The 26452-nt window shown below is 50.6% G+C and carries 23 protein-coding genes and 1 riboswitch; of the genes, 18 read left to right on the top strand and 5 right to left on the bottom strand.

Translation table 11 applies throughout. From position 1 onward, the window contains the following. The first annotated feature begins 17 nt into the window (after positions 1 to 17). The 6 genes from aspS to MUG84_RS07985 all read left to right on the top strand — a co-directional run bounded on the left by aspS (position 18) and on the right by MUG84_RS07985 (position 7398). A complete protein-coding gene (aspS, locus tag MUG84_RS08010; protein ID WP_244723106.1) occupies positions 18 to 1802 on the top strand; it encodes an aspartate--tRNA ligase in 1785 nt (594 codons plus the stop codon). A 24-nt stretch (positions 1803 to 1826) separates the two neighbouring features. Then, positions 1827 to 2582 (top strand): tRNA threonylcarbamoyladenosine dehydratase, encoded by a 756-nt coding sequence (locus MUG84_RS08005; protein ID WP_244723103.1) that lies wholly within the window; start codon positions 1827 to 1829, stop codon positions 2580 to 2582. Between the two features lie 151 nt (positions 2583 to 2733). Further along, on the top strand, positions 2734 to 4032 hold the full coding sequence (locus MUG84_RS08000; protein ID WP_244723099.1) for an NCS2 family permease: 1299 nt from the start codon (positions 2734 to 2736) through the stop codon (positions 4030 to 4032). Positions 4033 to 4095: 63 nt separating this feature from the next. After that, positions 4096 to 5055, top strand: coding sequence for a 3'-5' exoribonuclease YhaM family protein (locus tag MUG84_RS07995; protein WP_244723096.1), 960 nt, complete (start codon positions 4096 to 4098; stop codon positions 5053 to 5055). 32 nt (positions 5056 to 5087) lie between these two features. Then, a complete protein-coding gene (locus MUG84_RS07990) occupies positions 5088 to 5492 on the top strand; it encodes a hypothetical protein (protein WP_244723093.1) in 405 nt (134 codons plus the stop codon). A gap of 370 nt (positions 5493 to 5862) precedes the next feature. Next, a complete protein-coding gene (locus MUG84_RS07985) occupies positions 5863 to 7398 on the top strand; it encodes an ABC-F family ATP-binding cassette domain-containing protein (protein WP_244723090.1) in 1536 nt (511 codons plus the stop codon). A 119-nt stretch (positions 7399 to 7517) separates the two neighbouring features. On the opposite strand, the gene MUG84_RS07980 is transcribed toward MUG84_RS07985, so the two are convergent. From MUG84_RS07980 to MUG84_RS07965, 4 genes are read right to left on the bottom strand one after another with little or no spacing between them, the layout of a single operon-like run. Then, positions 7518 to 8357, bottom strand: a complete 840-nt coding sequence (locus MUG84_RS07980) for an energy-coupling factor transporter transmembrane component T family protein (protein WP_244723086.1) — start codon at positions 8355 to 8357, stop codon at positions 7518 to 7520. Beyond that, positions 8338 to 10131 carry an ABC transporter ATP-binding protein gene (locus MUG84_RS07975; protein WP_244723083.1) on the bottom strand — a complete coding sequence of 598 codons (1794 nt, stop codon included), beginning with the start codon at positions 10129 to 10131 and terminating at the stop codon, positions 8338 to 8340. The genes MUG84_RS07980 and MUG84_RS07975 overlap by 20 nt, the downstream gene beginning before the upstream one ends. Next, complete coding sequence (locus MUG84_RS07970; RefSeq protein ID WP_244723081.1) at positions 10131 to 10727, bottom strand: ECF transporter S component; 597 nt, start codon at positions 10725 to 10727, stop codon at positions 10131 to 10133. Before MUG84_RS07970 ends, MUG84_RS07975 begins: the two co-directional genes overlap by 1 nt. Then, positions 10724 to 11377 carry a YkoF family thiamine/hydroxymethylpyrimidine-binding protein gene (locus MUG84_RS07965; protein WP_244723078.1) on the bottom strand — a complete coding sequence of 218 codons (654 nt, stop codon included), beginning with the start codon at positions 11375 to 11377 and terminating at the stop codon, positions 10724 to 10726. The genes MUG84_RS07970 and MUG84_RS07965 overlap by 4 nt, the downstream gene beginning before the upstream one ends. Positions 11378 to 11514: 137 nt before the next feature. Further along, positions 11515 to 11634, bottom strand: a riboswitch (TPP riboswitch). A 282-nt stretch (positions 11635 to 11916) separates the two neighbouring features. Between MUG84_RS07965 and MUG84_RS07960 the strand changes: the two genes are divergently transcribed. The 5 genes from MUG84_RS07960 (at position 11917) to MUG84_RS07940 (ending at position 18001) form a co-directional block, all read left to right on the top strand. Beyond that, positions 11917 to 14082: a HelD family protein gene (locus MUG84_RS07960; protein WP_244723075.1), complete on the top strand. Its 2166-nt coding sequence runs from the start codon at positions 11917 to 11919 to the stop codon at positions 14080 to 14082. Positions 14083 to 14246: 164 nt separating this feature from the next. Continuing rightward, entirely contained in the window at positions 14247 to 15167 is a 921-nt protein-coding gene (locus MUG84_RS07955) for an SDR family NAD(P)-dependent oxidoreductase (RefSeq protein ID WP_244723395.1), read from the top strand. A 93-nt stretch (positions 15168 to 15260) separates the two neighbouring features. After that, on the top strand, positions 15261 to 15857 hold the full coding sequence (locus MUG84_RS07950; protein WP_244723072.1) for a TetR/AcrR family transcriptional regulator: 597 nt from the start codon (positions 15261 to 15263) through the stop codon (positions 15855 to 15857). 294 nt (positions 15858 to 16151) lie between these two features. Further along, positions 16152 to 16466: a CD3324 family protein gene (locus MUG84_RS07945; protein ID WP_244723069.1), complete on the top strand. Its 315-nt coding sequence runs from the start codon at positions 16152 to 16154 to the stop codon at positions 16464 to 16466. A 209-nt stretch (positions 16467 to 16675) separates the two neighbouring features. Further along, positions 16676 to 18001, top strand: coding sequence for a replication-associated recombination protein A (locus MUG84_RS07940; protein WP_244723066.1), 1326 nt, complete (start codon positions 16676 to 16678; stop codon positions 17999 to 18001). Positions 18002 to 18119: 118 nt separating this feature from the next. On the opposite strand, the gene mnmA is transcribed toward MUG84_RS07940, so the two are convergent. Next, the gene (mnmA, locus tag MUG84_RS07935; protein ID WP_342346099.1) at positions 18120 to 19256 is read right to left on the bottom strand and encodes a tRNA 2-thiouridine(34) synthase MnmA; all 1137 of its coding nucleotides are present in this window, start codon (positions 19254 to 19256) and stop codon (positions 18120 to 18122) included. Positions 19257 to 19577: 321 nt separating this feature from the next. Between mnmA and cymR the strand changes: the two genes are divergently transcribed. The 7 genes from cymR (at position 19578) to alaS (ending at position 26336) form a co-directional block, all read left to right on the top strand. Further along, positions 19578 to 19997 carry a cysteine metabolism transcriptional regulator CymR gene (cymR, locus tag MUG84_RS07930; RefSeq protein WP_244723063.1) on the top strand — a complete coding sequence of 140 codons (420 nt, stop codon included), beginning with the start codon at positions 19578 to 19580 and terminating at the stop codon, positions 19995 to 19997. A 15-nt stretch (positions 19998 to 20012) separates the two neighbouring features. Beyond that, complete coding sequence (locus MUG84_RS07925) at positions 20013 to 21164, top strand: cysteine desulfurase family protein (RefSeq protein ID WP_244723060.1); 1152 nt, start codon at positions 20013 to 20015, stop codon at positions 21162 to 21164. A 144-nt stretch (positions 21165 to 21308) separates the two neighbouring features. Continuing rightward, entirely contained in the window at positions 21309 to 21830 is a 522-nt protein-coding gene (locus MUG84_RS07920) for a PRC-barrel domain-containing protein (RefSeq protein WP_244723057.1), read from the top strand. A 13-nt stretch (positions 21831 to 21843) separates the two neighbouring features. Next, positions 21844 to 22050 carry a hypothetical protein gene (locus MUG84_RS07915; protein ID WP_244723053.1) on the top strand — a complete coding sequence of 69 codons (207 nt, stop codon included), beginning with the start codon at positions 21844 to 21846 and terminating at the stop codon, positions 22048 to 22050. Positions 22051 to 22235: 185 nt separating this feature from the next. Continuing rightward, the gene (locus MUG84_RS07910; protein ID WP_244723050.1) at positions 22236 to 23303 is read left to right on the top strand and encodes an AI-2E family transporter; all 1068 of its coding nucleotides are present in this window, start codon (positions 22236 to 22238) and stop codon (positions 23301 to 23303) included. A 37-nt stretch (positions 23304 to 23340) separates the two neighbouring features. Beyond that, on the top strand, positions 23341 to 23553 hold the full coding sequence (locus tag MUG84_RS07905) for a hypothetical protein (protein ID WP_244723046.1): 213 nt from the start codon (positions 23341 to 23343) through the stop codon (positions 23551 to 23553). A gap of 164 nt (positions 23554 to 23717) precedes the next feature. Continuing rightward, entirely contained in the window at positions 23718 to 26336 is a 2619-nt protein-coding gene (alaS, locus tag MUG84_RS07900; protein WP_244723043.1) for an alanine--tRNA ligase, read from the top strand. Positions 26337 to 26452: the final 116 nt, after the last annotated feature.

The following is a 26452-nucleotide window of genomic DNA, read 5'->3' as shown; positions in this document are numbered from 1 at the left end:
AAGGGGTATGAGAAAACATGCTTAGGACTCATCAATGCGGAAGCCTGACCACAGGACATATTGGAGAAACCGTAACACTGAACGGCTGGGTACAAACCCGCCGCGACCTCGGGGGCGTACTCTTTATCGATCTGCGTGACCGCAGCGGTATCGTGCAAATCGTATTTAACCCTGCTTACTCCGGCGAAGCACTGGCTATTGCCGATAAAGTGCGCAGCGAATATGTGCTGTCGGTATCCGGTAAAGTCGTAAAACGCGATGCGGAAACGATTAACCCTAACCTCCCCACAGGCGAAATTGAAGTTCATATTACCGAAATCGAAGTACTGAACGCAGCCAAAACGCCTCCGTTCTTCATCGAAGACGGCGTTGAAGTGGACGAACAGCTGCGTTTGAAATACAGATATCTGGACCTGCGCCGTCCGGAAATGCAAAAAACGCTGATGCTGCGCTCGAAAGCATCCAAAGTATTCCGTGATTTTCTGGATGAGAACGGATTTATCGATGTTGAGACTCCGATTCTGACCAAGAGCTCGCCAGAAGGCGCCCGCGATTACCTGGTGCCTAGCCGCGTGCACTCCGGCGAATTCTTCGCCCTGCCGCAATCGCCGCAACTTTACAAGCAGCTTCTGATGGTAAGCGGTCTGGAACGCTACTACCAAATCGCTCGCTGCTTCCGTGACGAGGACCTGCGTGCAGACCGTCAGCCTGAGTTTACGCAAGTCGACATTGAGACATCCTTCCTTGACCGTGACACGTTGCTGAACATGATGGAGCAGCTGATGGTGAAATTGTTCAGGGAAACGATCGGCGTAGAGCTGACGACTCCGTTCCAGCGCATTACGTACGACGAAGCGATGGGCAAATACGGCTCCGACAAACCGGACCTTCGTTTTGGCCTTGAATTGGTTGAAATGAACGATATCGTAGCAAATAGTGGCGTTAAGGTATTCGCGTCCGTCATCGAAAAAGGCGGCGAAGTGAAGTGCTTGAACGCTAAAGGCTGCGGTACTTGGAGCCGTAAGGATATCGACGATCTCGGACCATATGCTGCCCGTTACGGTGCCAAAGGCCTCGCATGGATTCAAGTGAAAGACGGCGAATTCAAAGGGCCGATCGTGAAGTTCTTCACTGAACAGGAAATCGAAGCCGTAAGAGAGCGCACGGGAGCCGAAGACGGCGACTTGCTGTTGTTCTCCGCGGACAACAAGAAGGTTGTAGCCGATGTTCTGGGCGCACTCCGTCTGAAAATCGGACGCGATCTCGGCCTGATCGACGACAACGTGTTTAAATTCGCTTGGGTTACAGACTTCCCGCTGCTCAGCTACGATGAGGAAGCCAAACGTTATGTAGCGGAACACCATCCATTCACCCGTCCAAACGACGAGGATCTGGAGCTGTTCGACACCGATCCGCTTAAAGTGCGCGCACAAGCATATGACATTGTACTGAACGGCTACGAAGTGGGCGGCGGTTCGATGCGTATTTACAAACGCGATATTCAAGAGAAAATGTTTAACGCTCTTGGCATGTCTCCGGAACTCGCGCGCGAGAAATTCGGCTACCTGCTGGATGCCTTCGAATACGGCACGCCTCCGCATGGCGGAATTGCCTTTGGACTTGACCGCCTTGTGATGCTTTTGGCCGGACGCAGCAATCTGCGCGAGACGATTGCATTCCCGAAAACGGCAAGCGCCACAGACCTGCTGATGGACGCACCGTCTCCGGTAGATCCATCGCAGCTTGACCAGCTCCATATTAAACTGGCGAAAAAACCAGAAGATAAAAAAGTGAATGCCTAAAATAAAGGGAGGCCTCCATACATTATGCTCAACCAGTTTTCCCGTACGGAACTTGCGATAGGACCGGAAGGTCTGGAAGCTATGAAGAACAGCACGGTGGCTGTGCTCGGTATCGGCGGAGTGGGCTCTATTGCAGCGGAGGCCCTCGCCCGTACGGGTGTCGGTAAGCTGATCTTGATTGACAAGGATGTAGTGGATATTACGAACATTAACCGTCAAATCCATGCTCTGACCACAACGGTCGGCCAAAAGAAAGCCGATCTGATGGTCGAGCGGATCAAGTTGATCAATCCTGAATGCGAAGCGATCGCCCTGAACATGTTCTATACCGAAGAAACCTATGAGGAGCTCTTCAAATTCGATTTGGATTATGTGCTGGATGCGTCCGATACCGTTTCTTACAAGATTCATCTGATCAAAGAATGCCTCAAACGCAAAATCCCGATTATCTCCAGCATGGGTGCTGCGAACAAGATGGACCCAAGCCGCTTCCAGGTGGCCGATATCTCCAAAACGTCGGTTGACCCGATTGCCCGGGTTATTCGTACCAAGCTTCGCAAGGACGGCATCAAAAAAGGAGTAAAGGTCGTATTTTCCACCGAGGAGCCGATGAAGCCGCGTGTGGACGTTACGGAGAAAATCGTACCCGAAAACGCTCCGGCCATCCGCAAAGCGAAGCAGCCTCCAGCGAGCAACGCTTTCGTTCCTCCGGTTGCCGGTCTGATCATGGTCAGCGTGGCTGTGAAGGATCTGCTGAAAAAAGCAGGAATCGAGTTATAAAGAACAGCACTGCCCGGAGTCAAAGTGTGGTACAATCATATGGCGTGAATGGCCGTATATAACGGCGGTCACGCCTTTTTGTTTCGGATTCGGTTATGCTTGAAGCGTTTGCTCTACTTTTTGGGTGGTATAAGGAAAGAGGATGATTTCTTTGAAGTCAGGTTTTTGGCAGAAAAGTCTCGGTCTCAGACCAGGAGATAACTGGAAAAAAGAGCTCGTTGCTGGAGCGGTTTCTTATTTTTCCGTTGTGTATATCGTAATGGTTAACGCGAACATCCTGCATGATGCGGGAATGCCGCTGAAAGCTGCGATGATTGGCACCATTTTGACTTCGATCGTTGGCTGTTTGCTGATGGCCTTTGGCGGCAAATCGCCGATTGTGGTCGTGCCGGGTATGGGGATTAACGCATTCTTCACCTACACACTGGTGCATTCCATGAAGCTGAGCTGGGAAGAAGCTTTGATGGTCGTTTCCGTCACCGGCGTACTGTTTACGATTGTGACGTTTACGTCTTTGTACCGCATTATCAGTGAGGCCATACCTCAAAATCTGCAGCACGGGATTACCGTCGGGATCGGCTTGTTCCTGACCTTCATCGGGCTGCAAAAAAGCGGAATCGTTATTGCGCATCAGACGACCTTTGTCACGATCGGCCATTTTAGCGATCCAGCGGTCATCGTAGCCTGCATAACACTGCTGCTTGCACTGGTTCTGTTTATCCGCGGTGTCCAGGGTGGTCTTCTTATCAGTATCCTTACGGGTACGGGACTTGCATATCTGCTTGGAGCCGTCAAACCGGCGCAGCAGATAGAATCCGGCCCTATTTTCAAGCAGTACGGTACGTTATTCGGCCATTTATCATGGTCGGGCATCGGCAGCCTGGTGTTCTGGATCGCCGTATTTCTGCTGCTTCTGATCGTCGTATTTGAAAATATCGGCCTAATTGCTGCACAAACCAGCATGATTGACCGTCCTGAAAACTTTAAGGGAAGTCTTCGGGCTTTATCGGTGACGAATATTTTTGCCGGTATTTTCGGCAGCAGTCCGGTCGTGGCTGCGGCGGAGACAACTGCGGGCATTGCCGCAGGGGGACGAACCGGTCTAACTTCCCTAGTGTCTGCGGTATTATTCGGGGCGACGTTCTTTTTCATTCCGCTACTCGCTTATATCCCGGACTGTGCCATCGCTCCTATCTTGATCGTGATCGGCGGGTTGATGGTTCAGAACGTAAAAGAAATGGATTTTGGCGATTTGACGGAAGCATTTCCGGCATTTCTAATCATGGTCATGATTCCTTTCACATACAGTATTGTGGATGGCATGGCTTTCGGATTTATCGCTTACCCGATTGTTAAACTGGCCAAGGGGAAAGCCAGAGAGGTATCCCCGGTGCTGTATTGCATCGCTGCCTTGTTTGTTGCCAATTTTGTGCTGCATGCACTTTTGTAGGACAGGAATTTATATAGATAAACGTTTCTTGGAGTGTTATCAACTTTTGGGAGGAGGAATGACATGACACTCATACAATCATTTACTGAAGGACAGGAAGTTACAGGATATTATCTATTGAAATCTGTAATGGTGAAACAGACGAATTCCACCCCATCCAAGGACTATCTGGATATCATTCTTTCAGATACCAGCGGGGAAATATCCGCCAAGTTTTGGGACGCTTCATCGGTGGACAAGGAAGCCTTCTTTGCGCCGATGCTGGTCAAGGTACGTGGAGTGGTACAGCTGTACCGTGAACGCCTGCAGTTCAAGATCAATAAAATCCGTCCGGCAACCGATGAAGACGGCTTTCATATTACGGATTTTGTGCGCGCGGCTCCTGTTCCGCCCAATGATCTCGTGTATTCGATTAAAACTGCCGCTTCTAGTATTCAGGATATTGAGCTGCAGGTCATTATTGAACACTGCTTTGAGAAAGTGGGCGACAAGCTGATGCATTACCCGGCAGCTAAAGCAATGCATCATGCCTTTTACGGGGGCCTGGCTTACCATACGGTGCGGATGCTGGAGCTGGCCGAGTTCGTTTGCAGACAGCGTCCATTCCTGAACAGGGACCTTCTGGTTGCGGGCATCATCCTGCATGATATCGCCAAGACGGAAGAGCTGACAGCGGAGCTTGGCATCGTCAGTGAGTACAGCTTTACAGGGAAGCTGATCGGACATATACCGCTTGCCGCCGGCTGGGTCACCGAAGCTGCAATTACGAATGGCATGGATGTAAACTCGGAAAAGATCGTGCTATTGCAGCATTTGATATTGGCGCATCATAATTTGCCGGAATGGGGCAGCACCGTTCAGCCGCAAATTCCTGAAGCGCTCGCGCTGCACCTGATCGACCAGATGGATGCCAAGCTGCAAGCAGCAGAGGATGCGATTTCCATGATGCCTGCCACTGAGGATTGGACCACACCGGTCCGGGCACTGGAAAACAAGGCATTTTACCGGGCCAAAGGGGAATAGGCGAAAATAACCGCATAGGAGCGAACATAACAGTGATAGAGAAGCAGAACGGCGCTCCGCAAAAGACTTTCCGTTTCACAAGGCGCGGCAGCAGGTATGCTGATAGAGCTGGTTTGGAATCGAATGCCGGTTTCCCGCAACTGGAGGATCAGCTTCAGCTCGCGGCCGCATGGATGAGGGAGATGGAACAAAACGTACAGCCTCCTAACTCGTTCAATTGGACCGGATGGGGCCCGGGGGTTCGGGTGAGGCATAAGCAGCATCCGGAATACGGAACAGGTATAATCCGGATGATCATATCCGGCGGTTTGTCCGCTTACTGCAGCTTTGATCAGTTTTCGTTATCGGCAGCAGACTGGACGCCTTCCGGGTATTACCGTATCAGTCAGCTTGAGCGCGTGCCAGATGTTGACAACAATGAACGGACTCCTTTATAATTCTTGGCGTAGCAATCTACAAAATTTGACGATATGAGGTGGAAGGGAATGGAAATTCTATCGACTGTTCTAAAAAGAGAATTGGCTTAAGACGGGAGAAGTCTGCCCTTTTTTAACAAGCCATCTCGAGAACAGTTGATATGATGATCCGAATCCTTTCTTACTCTGCCATAGCATAAACGGGTAAGGTGTATTCGCCTTACCCGTTTTTTTTAGATATCAGACCGTATATCCATCGAGGAGTCGCTTCCTGATATCGCAAAATGCAAGACGTAAGATTAATTCACCACCGTTATAATTTCATAGCTGCTGTTTCTCCGGATGGCTTTCGCTTTGTATTCAAACTGAAACCAGAAGGAGAGAAACAACCATGAGTATTTTAAACGTAACCAACTTAACGCATATGTACGGCGACCAGATCACGTTCAAGCATATGAATTTCCGCTTGCTGCCAGGGGAGCATGCCGGCCTCGTCGGGGTCAATGGCGCAGGTAAATCAACTTTGTTCCGTCTACTGACCGGCAGTCTGCTGCCAGATGAGGGTAACATCGAATGGGCAACACACGTGCAGGTCGGATTTCTCGAGCAGCAAATCGACCTGCAGGCAGGAACCACCATCAGGCAGTATCTGGAGCGGGCGTTCCGGTATTTGTTTGAAATGGAGCAGGAAATGAACAACATTGCGGAACGATTCGCGGAGGCCGGCGATCAGCTGAACGCGCTGTTGCGGAAATACGGGGAGCTTCAGGCTGCTTTGGAGCATCATGAGTTTTATCAGATTTCCTCCAAAGTAGAAGATATCGCATCGGGTCTAGGTATCACAGATATCGGACTTGAAAGGGACGTAAGCCTGCTGAGCGGCGGGCAAAAAACAAAGCTGCTGCTTGCAAAGCTGCTGCTGGAGGAGCCACAGGTGCTCCTGCTCGATGAGCCAACGAACTATCTGGACACAGTTCATATCGATTGGCTTACCGGCTATCTTAAACGTTACAAACATGCCTATATCGTCGTTTCCCATGACGAGCATTTTCTGAATGAAATTACGTCGGTCATTTTCCATCTGGCCCATCAGAATATCAAGCGTTATGCCGGCAACTATCGCCAGTTTCAAAAAGAGCTCGCGCTTGGTCAGCTTCAGCAGCAGGCGACTTATGAGAAACAAAGCAAGGAGATTGAAAAGCTGGAAGCTTTTATTGATAAAAACCGGATACGAAAAGCCAAACAAGCTAAAAGCCGTGAGAAAATGCTCAGCCGGATCGTGCGGGTCGATAAGCCGACGGATGGCCCGCCACCTCGGTATACGTTTTCGACTCCAGGCTCTGCGGCAGGGGCTGCAGTCTTCGAAACGAAGCAGCTGAAGGTCGGATACGACAGTCCGCTGTTCAAACCGGTATCCCTCAAGGTACGCAGGGGCGATAAAATCGCGATTGTCGGTGAAAACGGCGCAGGCAAATCCACGCTGGTGAACACCCTGTTGGGTCATATCAAGCCGCTTGGCGGGGAACTGATCGCTCCGGAGCAAGTCAAAGCCGCATACTACTGGCAGGAGGACACTGCACCCGAAGAAACGCCGATAGAAAAAGTTTGGGCACTGCGGCCGGATTTGACGCAAAAGGACATCCGCAAAGTGCTCGCCATGTCCGGCCTTACGGCAGAGCATATCCGTAAGCCGATCCGTACGCTCAGCGGCGGCGAGCAGGCCAAGGTGCGGTTGTCGGAGCTGATGCTGACGCCAAGCCACCTGCTGGTTCTGGACGAACCGACCAACCACCTCGACGCTCGGGCCAAGGAAGCGTTGAAAAAGGGACTGATAGAGTTCCAGGGCACCATTCTGCTAGTTTCCCATGAACCCGCCTTTTATGAGGATTGGGTGACCGAGGTATGGACGGTGGGGGATTGGCGGTAAGAAATAATGAAAGAGCATCGGAACGGATTTCATGAGAAGGGGGTTTCCCATCGTCATCTTTGATGACTATTGGGAACCCCCTCTTCTTGTCCGGGATCAATCAGAATGATGCAAAAATCTTAGAGTTCTCCATTATACCAGCGAAGCGACCCGAGGAAATGCGACAGGCCGAAGCTGAATGCGACAATCGCCAGCATGAGTGCCATAAATAAACCGTCTCTCCAAGTGATCTGTACCCGGGTATAAAAATCGCGATCGCTTTTGCCTGTAAATCCTCTCGAAATCATGGCTACGGCTGCGCGTTCAGATTTGTGGATCGCTCCAGCCAGCAGCGGAATGCTGTAACGTTTAAACGCATATAGCAATGAACGCGGAGTACGGCGAATTCTCCCGGCTCCTCTTACGCGATGGGCTCTTTGCATAATGGCAAGCTCTTCACGGAACAACGGCAGAAAGCGAAACCCTGCCAGGATGCCGTATGCCAGCTTAGGAGGCAGCTTGCATTGCTGCATCAGGCTTAGCATGAGCCGGACCGGATCGGTTGTCAAAATAAAAAGGAGAGACAATGCCGAGAACAGCAGGGTACGCAAACAGAGCGCGAGCGCAATCTGAAACGATTGATTTGTCATTTTAAAAGGCCCCATCGACAAGATCAGCACCGAATCCGGCTGAATCGCTTCCCGTGGGAATAACGCTGCGGTCCAGAAATATCCTAGCGCCAAAATTAAAAACGGAGCAAATAGCAGCAGCCATCTATTCCAGGCGATATTTCCGAACAGCCATGTCATAAGCAGCGTGAGCAGCAGCGCAGAAGCGATCGTAACAGGATCGAAGGCAAGAGAGAGCAAAACGACACACAAAACGACTGTCATTGCTTTAATGGACGGGTTCAGCCTGCCAAGGGCAAGAAATAGGTGCCGCCGGGAAGGTTTGGATTTACTATTTTGCAGAGCCAGCATCGCCTTTTGCCTCCTGAAGTCGTATCAGCAATTGGGAAGCCATCGGCGGAACCAGTCCCTGCTCGGAGAGGAACGGCTCCGGCATAGACCAGAGCGTACGCGGAGATCCTTCGAACTGGATGCAGCCATGATTCAGTACGATCACACGGTCGGCATATTCCTGCACAAATTCCATATCATGCGTGATCACCACGACGGCAAGTCCTAGATCTGCGCGGGCACGCAGGCTTGTCATCAGCTCATTCGCGGCATAAGCGTCCTGCCCGAATGTCGGCTCGTCGCAGAGCAGAATCTGCTGCTCGTCAGTCAGCATCGCGGCGACTCCAAGCCGCCGTTTTTGGCCTTGGCTGAGCGCAAACGGACTACATGCTTCGTGTCCTTCCAGGCGGTATTGTTTCAACAGCTCGCCGACCCGCTGCCTGATTTCTTCTTCGCTGCGTTTTTGCAGACGCATAGAAAAAGCCAATTCATCGTATACCGTATCGGCTACGAATTGATGTTCGGGATGTTGGAAGATGCAGCCGATCCGGCTCCGCAGCAGAGTCTCCTTCCACCGGCCCAACGGCTGGCCATGGAGCACAACCTCGCCCGATGAAGGCTCAAGCAGTCCGGACAAGAGGGAAATTAGCGTTGATTTTCCCGCCCCGTTCCGGCCTGTAATAGCCATCAGCTCGCCGGCCCGAATCGCGAGATTTACATTTTGAAGCACTATATTGTGCCTTCGGGCAAAAGTCAGGCGATTTGCCCGAAGGAGCACATCATCCTTAGAGGCGAAGCCTTCATTCTTGCGAATTTCGCACGGTTTATCTTTATTCACGGTTGCTGTGGGTTGTTTTTTTCGTAATGGGGCTTCAAGCAGACGAATCGCTTTGTCCCGCGTATGGGCAGGATAAGCTGTCCATGTTGCAATCAGCCCTCGGGCAGACAGGGGGAGCAGGCTCTGATCCTCTGCGATCTCTTCTCCGAGCCGCCCTGTTTCTTCGCTTAGCTTTCGATGAAGCAGGGCAGCCCGAGGCTGCCAAATTCCCGCAAGATCGGCTGCAGGTGCCTGATGCGCGAAAAACGGCAGGGGATGCCCCTCATACTGGACCGTTCCTTCCTTGTTCATCACGACCAGATGGTCGATATACTCCATCCAGGGATCGAGCTGATGTTCAATCAGCAGGATCGTCATCGGCAGCAGCTTGCGGATGGCGTCAATACTTTCTGCAAGCTGCTTGGCCGTCACGGGGTCCAAATTGGAGGTTGGCTCATCGAGAATAAGCACCTTTGGCCGCAAAGCAAGTGCTGCGGCAATGGCGATACGCTGTTTTTGTCCACCGGATAACTGATGGATCGGATGATCCAGGCAGCCGTCCATGTGGACGATCTTCAGCGCATCATGGATTCTTGCCCCGATGTTCTCGCGAGGGCAGCCAATGTTTTCAAGGCAGAAAGCCAGCTCCTGTTCAACGGTCAACATGCAAAACTGACTGTCCGGGTCCTGAAATACGATGCCTACCGTTTGTGCCGTTAGCCCGGGGTCATTCCAATCAGTCGAGTTTCCGTATATTTTTATGTTTCCTGAAACAACGCTCTCAATCGCATGAGGGTATATCCCGTTCAGACAGAGGGCAAGCGAGCTTTTGCCACAGCCTCCCGGGCCAAGCAGCAGCGTGATCTCTCGCTCATGCAGCGACATGGACACCGAGGAGACCGGCTGTGCAGCATTATCGTCAAGCATGAGGGAGAGATCTGTGGTCTCAAGAACCGGCTTCCGATTTTCGGAAAGCATTATGAAGCCTCCGCTTTCGAACGGATCTGCTTCGCCGAAGCGGTTTTGGCAATCGGGAAACTGCGAAGCACGCCCGTTCTCGCAAGCGAGTCTGCGATCCATTTGCCTAGCAGGCCGGCCAGCAGCGCCGAGCTGATCATGCGTGTAACGAACATGGCCAGCAGCAGTCCGGCAGACAGAGCGGCAAAACCCGAATGAATAAAGCCCCAGGCAAAGCTTAAGATAGCGGAACCCATTCCTGCGGCCATCAATACCGGGGTAGAGTAGCTGCGGTAACGCATTGCCGCAAATACAGCCTCGGCGCCAAGCCCTTGGATGAATGCGGATAATATCAGCACAGGCCCTGTTGTATTGCCGATCAGCAGCTCTACGACGCCCGCGACCGTCTCAGACAGGAGCGCCGCGCCCGGGCGCTGAAGAATGTAGGCAGAGATGATAGATACGATAAACCAGATGCCGAAAATGACCTCATATCCCATTGGACCCATAAATCCGACCAGTACATTTCCCACCTGCAAAAACAAAACATATACGACAGCAAAAACGACGGACAGTGAACTAAGAACGATAATATCCCGTAGCTTCCACGTTTTCATAGAACAGCCCCCTCCTCCGCAGCTTTCGGTTCAGGTTTCGGAGATGGGCTGTTGCAGGATAACGTGGCCGTCATGACCAGATGGGACACTTCTTTCGAAGCATCGGTAAAGGCCTGCTCAAGCGTTCTGAAGACCTCCCCGCTGGTGCCGTCCAGACGGCTGGCATAATGAATGCCGCCCGAGAAGGTGCCCAGCGAATCGGCGGTTTTGACCGCCTCTGCAATCATATCCATGTAACCTGGTGTATTAAGAGGATAAAGAGAAAAATGCGCCGAGGTATCAATGCCGGACTTTACGTCGTTTAAACGGATATCATCTTCAGACATGTATACGTCTCCACTAGAATCCCCAGGACAGCCAATCGAAAACGTTCCGCTGAACACGACATGTTCGCCGGTTGCCGCAGCATGGGCAAAGATGGAATGCACGACATCAAAGACGTGGGAAATTCGTCCGCGCAAACAAGTGCTGACATCATCGGTAAGCATCCATACTTTCGAAGTATCGGTTGCCTTCAGCGCGTGCTCAATAATCGAAATAAAATTATTGCTCATCGGATAAATGGAGAATCTGCAGCCCGCAATGCGGCTGGTGCCGCAGGCTACCGGAGACGGAGCCGCAGATGAGGCGGCATTCAAATGGTTATTCATGATTTGTTGTTCCTCCTTTTCTTTTGAAAAACGAAATACTGCCGGCTGGCATACAAAAAAACCGCACCCGAAAGAGTGCAGTTAGTGAGACGCTCCAAGCCGTTTTCAGGACATAAGCCCAAAGAAAAGAAGAAGCAATCCGTTTCACCGCACTTCCCCACGCTAGTATGATCTAGATCGGGTGTAAAGGGTTAACGTCGCCGCTTTTGCCCGCGGTTTTCGTCTCTCAGCCAGTGAAGGCACCCCTAGTGCATCATCCGTATGCAGTTTTTTGTTGGTTCTCATTATACAGATTCGCAAAAATTTGTAAAGAGCCGAATCCGTTTTTTTGAAGTGGGCAACTTCCATCTTAGAAACGCCGAGGACCAGTCGCTTTAAGTGCAGGTCTATGGTGAATGCACCTATAGTGTGATATACTGAAAATCCTTTCTAAGCAGGCTTACGGGGCTCACGACGAAGCATCAGCTTACCAGGGCAGGGACGACTCGGCAGTGTGATTTATAAGAGCAGTCCCCAAAACTTTTAGGAGGTAACTGAAGTTGGAGCAAACTTTTCAAAGTGCCTATCAAGAGGAAGAACAGAGGCTGAATGCGACAATAGCGGAAATTGACAAACAGCTGGAACGTCTGCGCAGGATCGAGGTCTACACGGGACATGACTTTACGGAGCAGGTTCTGGAGGCCGGACGTGAAGAGAAAAGGCAGTCGCTGGCCAAAAGCCTGCCGGCGCCTTATTTCGGACGGCTTGATTTTCAGGGGGATAAGGAAGATAAGCCCAAACCGCTTTATATCGGGAAAATCGGTGTCGATCACGAGGAGGTCGGGGACCAGCCGATGGTCATCGACTGGCGCGCGCCGATTGCCAGCGTATTTTATTCCTTCACCGGGGGTGATGATCCGGCATCGTACGAAGCACCGGAGGGGACGTTCGAAGGCCTGGTGTATTTGAAACGCAACCTGGTCATCCGGAAACAGATTTTGGAACGGGTATCCGATACATTTGATCGAAGCAGTGATCAGCCGGCCGTATCGGATGAATTTCTGGTGTACCGGCTCGGTGAGAACAAAGACAATAAGCTGCGTGATATTGTATCCACCATTCAGGCGGAACAGGATCAGATCATCCGCGCGGCCAAAAATACAGCACTCATCATCCAGGGGGTAGCGGGCAGCGGTAAGACCACCGTGGCACTGCATCGTCTGGCTTATCTTCTGTATCAGTATAAGGAGCAGGTGACGGCTGAGAAGATGATCATTTTCGCACCGAACCACATGTTCCTCGATTATATTTCCGATGTTCTGCCTGAACTCGGTGTCGGTGATATCCAGCAGAGCACTTTTGCGGACTGGGCGCTCAAGCTGCTCGAAATCGAGCTGCCGTTAGCAGATACATCGGAAACGTTGGCTTATTGGTTCGAGTCAGATGAAGGCATGCCGGAAGTAAACGATGAGGTCCCTGGCCGGTTCAAGGGCTCGATCCGATTTATGAACATGATCCGCAGCTGCCTAGAGACGATGGAGGGCGCATCGGTGCCTGAAGCGGATTTTATGCCATGGGAAGGTGCCGTGCTGAAGCGCAGCACGATTCTCCACTGGTTCAACGAGGAATACAAGCCTTATCCGCTGGCGAAGCGCAAAGAACGGGTTATGGCCAGAATTCACCGCTGGGTCGAAATGGAGCTGAAGAAGTCGCCGTCCGCAGCAGCGCTGAAGGAGCGGAAGAAAAAAGCCTCCCAACGCGAAAAATCCTATGCCTCCAAATGGCCGAAATACGAGCCGCTCGTGCTTTATAAGCAGATGTTTAAGGCATTGAAGCTGCAGGCAGGCTGGTCTGAGGAGCTGCTTGCGGATATTCCGGAGGGCGTCATGAAATCCACGCAAAAGGATTTGAAAAAGGATATCATCCGTGAAGAAGATCTGCCAGCGCTTCTGTATATGCATTATCTGCTGAACGATATTACGGGTGAACAGCGTTTTGACCATATTGTCATTGACGAAGCGCAGGATTTCTCGCCGCTGCAGGTCGCTGTGCTGGATCTGTTCGTTAAAGGCCATTCCTTTACGATACTTGGAGATCTCTCGCAGGGGATTCATGCGTACCGGGGCGTTCATAGCTGGGATGAAATGAGCTCGTTGTTTGAGGCGGAGCAGACAGCATATTTTGCTCTTACCCGAAGCTACCGGTCGACCATGGAAATCATCGAATTCGCGAACCGCATTCTGGAAAAGGGTGTGAACAGCGATCTCCTAGCGGTTCCTGTCTTCCGGAGCGGCAATCCGGTCCGCATGATTCCATACGAGGATCACGGGCACAAGCGGCTTGGAGACCTCCACAAAGCGATGCAGAAGCTGTCCTCAGGCGAATACCGTACGGTTGCGATTTTGACCCGGACACTGAAGGATGCGAAGGAGTTGTACGATCAGCTGCTGCCAGATGTGCCGGAACTTCATTTGATTGATGGCGGGAAAAAGGCGTACGAGGGAGGACTTTCGGTCCTGCCGGTATACCTTTCGAAAGGGCTCGAATTCGACGCGGTGATCGTAGAGGGTGCTGATCCGCAGCATTATGGCACGTCGGCCTGGGATGCCAAGCTGATGTACGTCGGTTGCACCCGTGCGCTGCATGAGCTGTGGCTGATGCATGGTGGTCCTTTGCCGGATTATTTGCAGGATATGCATGAAGATATAGCGGTCACTGGCTGGTAAGCCAGGCCGGAACGTAAGAAAGAACTGTCTTGAAAAAGGCAGTTCTTTTTTTGAATCGTAAAAATAATTTTTTATGAACCATTGACAAAAGGAAAAAAAACGGAATATATTGATTTTAGAAAATGAATGAACAGTTCATTCAAAAAAACGGAGGGGTTAATATGATGAATGTTAACAAAGAAACGGCGGTTTTGCCTTGGACGATTAGAAACAAATATGTGCTTATTACAGGGGCAACGAACGGAATAGGGCTTGCTGCGGCACATGTCCTGGCAAAGGATGGAGCAAGACTCGGGCTCATTGCCCGGAACAAAGACAGAGCGTTGGCAGTCGCCGAGGAGATTCGACGGGAAAGCGGTCTCAGCCATGTGCATATTGATATTTTTATCGCCGATATGGGCTCATTACATTCGGTTAAGAGGGCTGCTGAAGAAATTCTTCATAAGTGCCCGCGTATCGATGTGCTGATCAACAACGCCGGTGCTTTTTATGTCCATAGATGCTTAAGTGAAGACCATTTTGAAATGACCTGGGCTGTGAATCATTTGGGTCCCTTTTTGCTTACAACACTTCTGCTTGATCGGTTAAAGGAAAATGGAGAGTCACGGATTATCTTCACTTCTTCCCATGGCCATAAAATGGTGAGAAACGGTATCGATTATGAGGATTTGGATGGCAGCCGTTTATACAGCCCGTTCAGAAAATTCTTAGGAGGTGCCAATGTCCGTTACGGCGAGACCAAGCTGGCGAATCTTTTAAATACGGTGGAGCTTGCCAAAAGACTGCAGGGTACCGGCGTAAGTGTCAATTGCTTTGATCCGGGACTTGTATCAACAAACTTTAACATGAACAATGGCTTCCTCGCGAAGATAACGATGGCCTGCATGAAACCTTTCTCCCGTACACCGGAAAAAGGGGCTGAAACGCTTGTTTGGCTTGCGGAATCCCCTGAGCTGACGGGCCAAAGCGGCAATTATTACAGAGATATGATCTTGGGGATTACCTCCAAAGCTGCCCAGGATCCGGAAAGTGCGGCGCGGCTTTGGGAAATTAGTGAACATCAGATCAACAGCGTCTTTTCCTAATTACCACACTTGAAGCCTTATGACTGCAGCCATACAATGGAACTAGAGAAGTAAGAGGTTAAGATTTATGAGAAGAATGGAGTTGAAATAGGCTTGTCACCATTAACCGATCACCAGCTTGAACGGATTCAAGAGGAACGCAAATTGCAAATTAAGAAAGCGGCACTGAAGGTGTTTGCACTGCAAGGCATTACCGGAACGAAGATGAGTTCCATTGCCGCGGAAGCTGGCATCAGCCAGGGACTATCTTACAGGTATTTTTCATCCAAGGAAGAGCTTTATACCGAACTTGTGCAGGAAGCGCTCGCAGAATCCGAGTCTGCGCTGGACCGGATCCACGAGCTTCCAGGCTCGCCGTCTGAGCAGATCAGAGCATTTACGAGGGTAATGCTTGATCCTGAGAACCGGTTGTACTTTTTGCTGATCCGCCAGGTTCAGGTATCGGATGATGCGCCGGAAACGGCGAAACAGCTCATCAAGCAGCATTCCCCGGAGAAGACGATCGGGCGTATAGTCCCCATTTTCGTCAAAGGCCAAGAGGAGGGCGAATTTTACGAAGGAGACCCGGGAAGTCTGCTGCTGTGCTACTTTTCTGCCATTACAGGTTTAATGCTGCAGGAGAGCCCGTTCGGCGAAGATTTCTGGTTCAGTCAGGTGGACGTCTTCATGAGGATGATCCGAAAAATGTAGGTAAAGAACGTATATACTTGTTCTTTCGCTTGAAGCGAAGCTCCAAATATGAGTTAATAAAGGTGTCGGACGGCCGACAACTTCCTAAAGAAAGGAGCTGATGCAATTTTGATCACAAATTACGAGGTGGTTTCCGCCTAAAGCGGAAGTCGCAAAGTGCAGGGAGGCCGATTTCGGTCTCCCTAATTACCTTTTTAAAATACACGATACATACTTTGAAAGGAGGGAGCGATAAAATGTTCAACGCTAAACAAGCAGGTCGGAACCAACATCCGTTTAAGGAGGACGTTTATCGTGAATTACAGAAATGGGAGGGATGTTCTGCCCCCTAGATTGCTGAAGGAGCTTCAGAAGCATATCGAGGGTGAGCTGATTTACATTCCCAAGAAAAGCAATGAGCGTGTCGGTTGGGGAGTCAACAGCGGCACCAGACAGATGATCGAGCGCAGAAATGAAGAGATTTATAATCTTCACTGCAGCGGTCATTCGGTGGAATATTTGACGAAAACCTATCATTTATCCGTGGAAAGCATCCGGAAAGTGATTTTAAAAAAACGGACGGAGCATGAGGCTGAGGCACGCAGTCAAAAAGTGTCTGCTCAGCGGTAGCCATTTCATTTTTTATGTGCATTTGAATATTCGATTTCCGTTAAAAGTTAACATATAGCCGCCACAAGCCGTTCATAGGAGAACGGCTATTTTTTTTGCGTAAATCCTTTAGGTTTCAACAACAATACGAACGCATGATCCGCACTGCCTGATATGGTATGATAGGAGGACAGCATATATTAAAAAATAGCTCAAGGACGTGAATTCACATGGACTTATTTTCTTTCCAGCAGGAGTCGGAGCCGAGCGGCAGGCTTCTAGCCGACCGGATGCGTCCGACCAGTCTGGATGAATATATCGGGCAGGAACAAATCGTAGGCCCTGGCAAGCTGCTGCGCCGGGCGATTGAAGCGGATCAGGTATCTTCCATTCTATTGTACGGTCCGCCGGGGTGCGGGAAGACGACGCTGGCGCATATCATTTCGCAAAAGACGCAAGCGGACTTTGTCCGTCTGAATGCGGTGGACGCTTCCGTCAAAGACGTGCGCGAAGTGATCGACCGTGCACAGACCAATAAAGCGATGTACGGCACGAAGACGATTCTGTTTCTGGACGAGGTGCACCGTTTCAACAGCTCTCGTCAGGACGCGCTGCTGCCTGCGGTTGAGAAGGGCACGATCATTTTTATCGGGGCGACGACGGAGAACCCGTTCCATTACGTGAACGGGGCCTTGATGAGCCGCTCGACCTTGTTCCAGCTGCAGCCTTTGACAAAGGAGCATTCGCTGGTTGCGATGAAGCGTGCGCTTACAGATAGGGACAAGGGGCTCGGATTCATGCAGCTTAAGGTCGATGAGGAGGCTCTCCAGCATATTGCTACGATGGCGAACGGAGACATCCGTAGGGCGCTAAACGCGCTGGAGCTTGCGGCGATGACGACGCCGCCGGAACATGACGGCACCGTGCATGTTACGCTTGAGGTCGCGGAGGAATCGATCCGCCGTCCAACCGTGCGAGCAGACGAGTCGACGCAGTACGACGTTCTGTCCGCCTTCCATAAGAGCATCCGCGGCTCCAGTGACGCTGCACTTTTCTGGTTTCTCTACGCGGTTGAGAAGCTCGGGATGGACCCGATGGTGTTCATCCGTCGCCTGATCGCCGCGAGCAGCGAGGATATCGGCCTTGCGAACCCGCAGGCGATGGTTCAGGCCGTGAGTGCGCTTGAGGCTTACCGGAATAACGGCTGGCCGGAAGCGAAGCTCAATATTGCACAAGCGATTTTGTTTGCGGTGGAGAGCCCGAAATCCAACGCGGTCTACACGGCGATCTCACGGGCGATGACGGCAATTGACGACATGAAGTCGGCGGAGGTTCCGCTGCATCTGCGGGACACGCATTACAAAGGCGCCGTGAAGCTTGGTCATGAAGGCTACAAATATCCCCACGACTTTCCGGGGCATTACGTTAAACAGGATTATTTGCCGAAGGAGATTTCGCGGCGGGTATTCTACCAGGCAACGGAGCAGGGAAACGAAGCGAAAATCCGGATCAACCAGGAGCGCCGGCGTAATCAGTTCCTTTCCAGGGAAGAGTGATCGTTTTACGGGGAAATATTCAGATTTGAGCAGGATTCCGCAGGTGTCGTAGAGAATGTGTTGCACAGACAAAAAAGCCACTGCCGCAGGTTCACCGGGCAATGGCTTAACGTCTGTGTTATTTTTTTTGCAGGGCAGGCAGCTTGTAAGGAATTTTCTCCACTTTATCAATGGTGCCGCCGCCAAGGCAAACATCATCCTGATAGAACACAACGGCTTGTCCCGGCGTAATAGCCTTTTGCTGCTCGGCAAACTGGACATGGACGGTTCCGTTTTCGAGCCATTCCAGTGTAACCTGCTGATCCGGCTGACGGTAGCGGAACTTGGCGGTGCAGTTGAAAGGTTCTTTGGGCACATCCCCTTCGCCTGCAATCCAGTTCACACCTGTCGCAATCAGTCCTGTGGAATACAGGCTTGGATGCTTGTCTCCCTGTACAACGTACAGGATATTATTTTCCAGATCCTTATCGGCCACGAACCACGGCTCGCCGTTACCGGATCCACCGATGCCGAGACCCTGGCGCTGACCGAGGGTGTAGTACATCAAGCCGTCATGACGGCCTTTAACTTCACCCGTAGCGATATCCACCATATTACCGGACTTCGCGGGCAGATATTGACTGAGGAATTCCCTGAAGTTGCGTTCGCCGATGAAGCAGACACCGGTGCTGTCTTTCTTTTTGGCCGTGTACAAACCTGCGCCTTCCGCGATGCGGCGCACCTCGGGTTTAGGAAGATGGCCGATTGGAAACATCGCTTTCGACAGCTGCTGCTGATTCAGCGCATTTAGGAAGTACGTCTGGTCTTTATTGCTGTCCACACCGCGGAGAAGCTTGAAGACGCCGTCTTCTTCCACAACGCGGGCGTAATGGCCTGTGGCTACATAATCAGCGCCGAGATCGAGCGCTTTATTCAGAAATTCACCAAATTTGATCTCACGGTTGCACATCACGTCAGGATTAGGTGTACGTCCGGACTTATATTCATCCAGGAAATAGGAAAATACTTTATCGAAATATTCCTTTTCGAAGTTGACCGTGTAATAGGGAATATCTATTTGTTCGCAAACACGGCGTACATCCTCCGCATCCTGCTCGGCGGTGCACACCCCAAACTCATCGGTGTCATCCCAGTTTTTCATGAAAATGCCGATGACATCGTAACCCTGCTCCTTCAGCAGAAGTGCGGTAACCGAGGAATCGACGCCGCCGGACATGCCGACGACAACGCGCGTATTTTGATTGTTGTTTAACAAGAGTAATCACCATTTCTATTTGAAATTGTGCCCATGACCGTATTTTAACACAACCTGTCCTTTGACACATCACAAAAGCTTTGTCCGCAGCAGGAGAACATTTTGAAGTTTTGTCACTGTTTATTTACAAAAAGCTTGACGGATATGTTAACATAAGCAAAGGGTTATGATCGGAATACGCAGAAATGCCTGATAGCACAGGTTTGCCTATAGATCCGTACATATATACCCAGGTTTAAACTAATAACAAGGCTCAATATCAAGAACTAATTTTAATACTGAGCCGAAAACGCACATGAATTTTTGAAAGAGGTGCCACCTTTGAAGATATCAACAAAAGGGCGTTATGGCCTGACTATAATGATGGAGCTTGCGGCAAAATACGGCGAGGGCCCGATCTCCTTGAAAAGTATTGCCGAGAAAAACCAGCTTTCCGAGCACTATCTGGAGCAGCTGATTGCACCGCTCAGGAATGCGGGACTGGTCAAAAGTATCCGCGGCGCGTACGGCGGTTACGTTCTTTCCCGCGATGCAGCTGAGATTACGGCAGGAGATGTCATCCGTGTTCTCGAGGGCCCGATCTCTCCGGTTGATTTTACGGAAGAAGACGATCCGGCCAAGCGCAACCTGTGGCTTCGCATCCGTGACGGTATTGCCAATGTGCTGGACTCGACCACGCTGTTTGATTTGATATCCTATCAGGAGCAGGACGCTGCCGATAACTACATGTTCTATATTTAAAAAGGAGATGCAATAATGAATTCCATTTATTTGGATCATGCGGCATCCACACCCGTACATCCAGAAGTTGCTGAGGAAATGATGAGAGTGATGACCGGTCAGTTCGGTAACGCATCCAGCGTGCATGCTTTCGGCCGTTCTGCCAAGAGAACGATGAGCGGCGCCAGAGACCGGATTGCACAGTCTCTTGGATGCTATCCCGACGAACTAGTCTTTACTGCGGGCGGAACAGAAAGCGACAATCTTGCCTTGTTCGGCGCATTGTCCGCGATGGAAGGCGCCGGGAAGCATATCATAACTTCATCGATCGAACATCATGCGGTACTGCATGCCTGCGAAGAGCTGGAAAAGCAGGGATACCACGTAACCTATCTGCCGGTAGATTCTACGGGACGGGTTCACACAGCAGATGTGGAGAATGCACTTACTGAAGATACGGTGCTGATCAGCATCATGTACGCCAATAATGAGGTGGGTTCCATTCAGCCGATTAAGGAGATTGGCGAGCTCGCTAGAAGCCGCGGCATTCTTTTTCATGTGGATGCGGTTCAGGCTTTAGGGGCTATTCCAATTTCCTGCCATGTGTTGCCCGTAGATCTTATGAGCTTTTCCGCCCATAAAATCAATGGTCCTCAGGGAGTGGGCGCGCTTTATGTCCGCCGCGGGGTTCATCTGACACCCAGACTGCACGGAGGACTGCAGGAGAAAAAACGCCGCGCAGGCACGGAAAATATGGCAGGCATCGCCGGCTTCGCCAAAGCTGTTGAGCTTGCGTCAGCTCATCTGGAGGAACGCAGAGATCATGATCTCATGCTCCGGCATACGTTTATCCGCTTGCTCGGAGAGGAACTTGGACCAAAATCGTTTGTCATCAACGGACATCCCTCTGAATTTTTACCTCACATTCTGAATATCAGCTTCTCGGACACAGACACGGAGACGCTCCTGATGAATCTGGATATGGAAGGCATTGCGGCGGCCAGCGGCTCGGCATGCACCTCGGGTTCCCTTGAAGTGTCACATGTACTCCAAGCTATGAAACTTCCACAAAATGTTTTGCGTTCCGCGATTCGTTTTAGCTTTGGATTGGGTAATACTACTGAAGATATGGAATACACCGCCCAAAAAATTGCAACTATTCTTCGTCGTTTACGTAATAGAAGTTAAGGATTCTCTATGTATGGACAAGGAGGGATGAGTGTTCCGTACCATCCTGAGACGAAAGGACTCGGGTGCCTGTGAGGCATCCGTCCCGCTTTAGCCGGGATTTCCTTGGTTTCAATCTAAATAGGGATAGGTGGGATCCTTGCTATGAAGTTTCAAGAATTGATCGGTCTTGATGTTTTTGATATAGAGGAAGGTAAAGAAATCGGAAAAATCTGCGATGTATTGATCAGCGAATGCTGGGAGATCCAAGCTCTTGTACTTGAGAGCACAGGGTTTTTCTCCGGTTCGGCCAAGTCGGTGTCCTGGAAGGATATTATGGCTTACGGTGAAGACGCTGTGATGATTCGTAATCAACAGGCTGTTCGGAAGACGACGGCCGACGACATAAAATTCACTTATCTTCTGGGTAAAAATAAATTAAAGGACTTGAATGTCTTAACAGAGGATGGCGTCCTGCTTGGGAAAGTAACGGACGTTTATTTTGACCAGGAAATGGGAAATACAATATTAGGTCTGGAAATCAGCGACGGCTTCGTCTCGGATTTGATGGAAGGCCGCAAATGGCTGCTGCTTGTAGAGGGCATGTCCATCGGCAAAAATGCGATAATGGTCCCGCCAATGAGCGAAGAGCGCTTGGAGAGAACCATTCATTCTGACAACGGATAGGTGATATATGAATATGAGATGTCCCAACTGCAATTCCAAAGATATCGGTAAAATCGGTTCCCACCAGTTTTATTGCTGGGGCTGCTTTATCGAACTGACGGTCAACGGAGAAAAAATGTCCGTGTACCAGGTAGAGGAAGATGGAACACTCAGTTCGCTGGATGATCTGTTTTTCGAAGAAGTCCCTCAGGATTTCCCGCAGATTCATGCATCCAACTGAAAGTGAACTTATGAACATACGTGTTTGTTAAAAAAGAAGCCCATCACTAGCGCCCGCTTGCGGCGCACGTTAGTGATGGGTTTCTTTTGGCATGCGGGGCTTGTAACTGGATGAGGTTGAAGGTTAATTTTTTCCTTTCGTACATATAATAACGTGTACAGCAAGTCCAAAAGGAGGACAACCGCTTGGAGAAACTGACCGCAAACAAATGGTTTCATTTATTGATTTGGGTCATCCTCGGCCTTATCGCGCTCTATTTCATATGGCTGCTTCGCCCCATGTTTATGAATATATACCACTTTCTCAAAGCCATTCTGGCACCATTTATCGTGGCGATGATCATTTCGTATGTGCTGAATCCCGTCGTCTGCATGCTGGCAGACCGGAAGATGCCGCGAAGTATAGCGGTGCTGCTGATCTATGCCGTGTTTCTGACCTGCCTGGCTGTCATTCTCATCAATATGATTCCAATGCTAGTGGAGCAGATGGAGGAGCTGAATGACCATCTTCCTGAGATGACCATGCATGCCCAGAGTCTGATGACAAGGCTGGATCAGGAGTATCTTCCGGACGGGGTGATGGCCGGCGTGGACCGATGGTTTTTACAATGGGAAGAGAGGCTGGCGACAGGCATTTCCGAATTTATCGACAATATCGGAACGACCATTAATGTGGTTTTGAATTTATTCATCATCCCGTTTCTCATTTTCTATATTCTCAAGGACTTCGACGTTTTCGAGAGAGCTATCGTATCTTATCTACCCCGTTCCCGGAGAAAAGCTACGGTCAGCCTGCTCAGGGAAATTGATTTTGCGCTCGGAAATTACGTGCGGGGACAGTTTCTGGTCTGCGTAATCATTGGTGTTCTGGCCTACATCGGATATATGCTGATCAACATGCCGTACGCGCTCCTGATGGCCAGCATCGTCGCTGTATTCAATATTGTTCCCTACCTCGGGCCATTTCTGGGGGCAGCTCCGGCTGTGGTAATGGCATCGACCATCTCATGGAAATTGGTACTGCTCGTCGTTGCCGTCAACTGGATCTGCCAGCTGCTCGAAAGCAATGTGATTTCGCCGCAGGTGGTGGGCAAAAAGCTCAATCTTCACCCGATGATGATCATTTTTGCGCTCCTCGTTGGCGGAGAGCTCGCAGGCATCGTGGGCCTAATTCTGGCGGTTCCGTTTTTTGCGGTGCTCAAGGTGCTGATTCAGCATATATTTGCTTATTATGTGAAGAGGAAAACCATATAAGCTGCCTCATTGACATTCAATTGCAGCGCCGATATACTTGATTACATATGAGCAAAATGGACAAAACGACGATGAAATAAAGTACGGCAGAAATGCTCCATGTGACAGAGAACGGATTCCTCACGCGTCCCGCGTGTTGGCTGCAAGAATCCGCATGCGTGCGCTGACCGGAAAGCTGATTTCTGAGTGCGGGCAAACCCCGCCGGCTGGCCCCGTTACAGGCTATTACGAGGAGATCGCTCCAGGGTAGCAGCGGCATACACGAAGGTGCTTTGAATGCTGTGGATACGAAGAGCGATAACCAGGGTGGTACCGCGATATGATCGTCCCTGAAATTATTTCAGGGGCGTTTTTATGTTTCTTTCTAAGGATTTACTGAAAGAAAGACCAATTTAAATCTGGAGGCTGTAAATCATGAAAGCAAGTGAAATCCGTTCCAAATGGCTGGAATTTTTCGCAAGTAAAGGACACAAGATCGAACCGAGCGCTCCGCTCGTTCCGCACAACGACCCATCCCTTCTGTGGATTAATGCGGGAATGGCGCCGCTGAAGCCGTATTTCGACGGACGGATCAGCCCTGAGAATCCGCGTCTGACGAACTCGCAGAAATGTATCCGTACCAACGATATCGAGAATGTGGGCAAAACCCGCCGTCACCACACGTTTTTCGAAATGCTCGGCAACTTCTCGATCGGCGATTATTTTAAAGAAGAAGCCATTACATGGGCTTGGGAGTTTCTAACCGGCAAGGAATGGATCGGCTTTGATCCGGAGCGTTTGTCTGTAACGGTGTATCCGGAAGATGAGGAAGCCTTCAAGTTCTGGAATGAAAAAATCGGCCTGCCGGCTGAGCGCATTGTAAAGCTGGAGGACAACTTCTGGGATATCGGCGAAGGCCCTTGCGGACCTTGTACCGAAATTTTCTATGACCGCGGTGAGGCATACGGAGATCTGTCTGATCCTGAAATGTTCCCGGGCGGAGAAAATGAACGTTTCCTCGAAGTATGGAACCTTGTATTCTCGCAGTTCAACCACAATAAGGACGGCTCCTATACGCCGCTTCCGAACAAAAATATTGATACAGGCGCCGGCCTGGAGCGTTTTGCTTCCATTCTGCAGGATGTGGATTCGAACTTCGACACCGATCTGTTCCAGCCGATCATCCAGCAAACGGCCAAGCTAGCAGGCGTTAAATACAACGATAGCGTAGAGAAAGACGTGGCGCTTAAAGTCATTGCCGACCATATTCGTACGGTTGCTTTTGCCGTAGCTGACGGCGTACTGCCTTCCAATGAAGGACGTGGATATGTCATCCGCCGCTTGCTCCGCCGTGCCGTACGTTACGGAAAAGTGCTGGGTCTGGACCGTCCATTCCTGTATACACTGACGGAAACTGTCGGCGACATTATGGGCGTATACTACCCTGAGGTTGTCGAGAAACGCGAGTTTATCGAGAAAGTTATCCGTACCGAGGAAGAACGTTTCCATGAAACGCTCACTGAAGGTCTTGCCATTCTTGAGGATATAAGCAAAAAGGCTCTGGAGAGCAGCAAAATGATCAGCGGTTCCGATGCCTTCAAGCTGTACGATACCTACGGATTTCCGCTTGATTTGACGGAAGACTATGCGATGGAGCATGGACTTACTGTGGACCGTGAAGGCTTCGATGCTTCCATGCAAGAGCAGCGCGACCGCGCGCGTGCAGCCCGTCAAGATAACGGCGGCATGAAGGTACAGGGCGGCGTGCTTTCCGACTATACGGTTAAAAGCGAGTTTGTTGGATATAATGACACCGTAACCGAATCGAAAATTTTGGCTCTTATTGTGGACGATACCATGGTGGACGTTGCCGGTGAAGGGCAATCGTGCCAGGTTATTCTGGATTCGACGCCTTTCTATGCCGAAAGCGGCGGTCAGGTCAGCGACCAGGGTCTTCTGCGCGGCGGAAGCGTCACCGCAAAAGTCGAAGGCCTGTACAAGGCTCCGCATGGCCAGCATGTGCATGTTGTGACGGTGGAAGCCGGTGAACTGAAGGTTGGCGAAACGGTTAAAGCGGAAGTAGATCAAGCCAAGCGCCGTGATATTGTTAAAAACCATACGGCTACGCACCTGCTGCATAAGGCATTAAAAGAAGTGCTCGGCGAGCATGTCAATCAGGCAGGTTCCTTGGTAGAGCCACAACGTCTGCGTTTCGACTTCTCACATTTCGGCAGCATCACACCTGAAGAGCTGGCAGATATTGAGCGCCGCGTCAACGAACAGATCTGGAACGGTATTAACGTGAATATTGAATACAAGCCGATTGATGAAGCCAAGTCGATGGGTGCCATGGCGCTCTTCGGTGAAAAATACGGTGACGTTGTGCGTGTCGTTCAGGTTGGAGAATTCAGCCTTGAGCTTTGCGGCGGCTGTCATGTCAGCAACACATCGGAGATCGGCATCTTCAAACTGGTAAGCGAAAGCGGCATCGGTTCCGGTGTCCGCCGGATCGAAGCGGTAACCGGCCGTTCCGCTTACCAGTATATTGAAGGTCAGCTCGATCTGCTCAAGCAGTCTGCTGAGCTGCTCAAATCCAATCTGAATGACGTGCCGAAGCGCATCGAATCGGTTCATGCTCAAATGAAAGAGCTCAGCCGGGAAAATGAATCGCTGCAAAGCAAGCTGAGCATGATTGAAGCTGGACAGCTGACAGATCAAGTGAAAACGGTTGGCGGCAAAGAACTGCTCGCGGTCCGTGTCAGCGTTGGCAGCATGGATGGACTTCGTACGCTTGCGGATGAGCTGAAGAACAAGCTTCCATCGGCTGTACTGGTACTCGGTGCGGCGATTGAAGATAAAGTCAACTTCGTCGTTTCTGTACCGCAGGAGCTGATCAAGTCCGGTCTGCATGCAGGCAAACTGGTCAAAGAAATCGCTTCGGTCTGCGGCGGAGGCGGCGGCGGCCGTCCGGACATGGCGCAGGCAGGGGCTAAAGACGCAAGCAAACTGGATGAAGCACTGAAGCTTGCCGAAGAGCTCGTATCCAAGGCGTAAAATATAGGTTTTTGAAAGGCTTTTGCAGTTACCCGAAAATAAGGTTTTGCAAAAGCCTTTGATTAAAAATAAAAGCTATGGCATATAATTCGAATAAATTTCGTTTTATTTGTCCT

The organism is Paenibacillus mangrovi, assembly GCF_022898935.1.
Taxonomy (GTDB): Bacteria; Bacillota; Bacilli; order Paenibacillales; family Paenibacillaceae; genus Paenibacillus_AQ; species Paenibacillus_AQ mangrovi.
This window is presented reverse-complemented; position numbering and strand designations above follow the sequence as displayed.

Bases quoted from the DNA above. Each gene is read 5' to 3' on its own strand.
- aspS (WP_244723106.1), top strand. From the start codon at position 18: ATGCTTAGGACTCATCAATGCGGAAGCCTGACCACAGGACATATTGGA.
- MUG84_RS08005 (WP_244723103.1), top strand. From the start codon at position 1,827: ATGCTCAACCAGTTTTCCCGTACGGAACTTGCGATAGGACCGGAAGGT.
- MUG84_RS07995 (WP_244723096.1), top strand. From the start codon at position 4,096: ATGACACTCATACAATCATTTACTGAAGGACAGGAAGTTACAGGATAT.
- MUG84_RS07985 (WP_244723090.1), top strand. From the start codon at position 5,863: ATGAGTATTTTAAACGTAACCAACTTAACGCATATGTACGGCGACCAG.
- MUG84_RS07980 (WP_244723086.1), bottom strand. From the start codon at position 8,357: ATGCTGGCTCTGCAAAATAGTAAATCCAAACCTTCCCGGCGGCACCTA.
- MUG84_RS07975 (WP_244723083.1), bottom strand. From the start codon at position 10,131: ATGCTTTCCGAAAATCGGAAGCCGGTTCTTGAGACCACAGATCTCTCC.
- MUG84_RS07970 (WP_244723081.1), bottom strand. From the start codon at position 10,727: ATGAAAACGTGGAAGCTACGGGATATTATCGTTCTTAGTTCACTGTCC.
- MUG84_RS07965 (WP_244723078.1), bottom strand. From the start codon at position 11,377: ATGAATAACCATTTGAATGCCGCCTCATCTGCGGCTCCGTCTCCGGTA.
- MUG84_RS07955 (WP_244723395.1), top strand. From the start codon at position 14,247: ATGAATGTTAACAAAGAAACGGCGGTTTTGCCTTGGACGATTAGAAAC.
- MUG84_RS07940 (WP_244723066.1), top strand. From the start codon at position 16,676: ATGGACTTATTTTCTTTCCAGCAGGAGTCGGAGCCGAGCGGCAGGCTT.
- MUG84_RS07925 (WP_244723060.1), top strand. From the start codon at position 20,013: ATGAATTCCATTTATTTGGATCATGCGGCATCCACACCCGTACATCCA.
- MUG84_RS07920 (WP_244723057.1), top strand. From the start codon at position 21,309: ATGAAGTTTCAAGAATTGATCGGTCTTGATGTTTTTGATATAGAGGAA.
- MUG84_RS07915 (WP_244723053.1), top strand. From the start codon at position 21,844: ATGAGATGTCCCAACTGCAATTCCAAAGATATCGGTAAAATCGGTTCC.
- alaS (WP_244723043.1), top strand. From the start codon at position 23,718: ATGAAAGCAAGTGAAATCCGTTCCAAATGGCTGGAATTTTTCGCAAGT.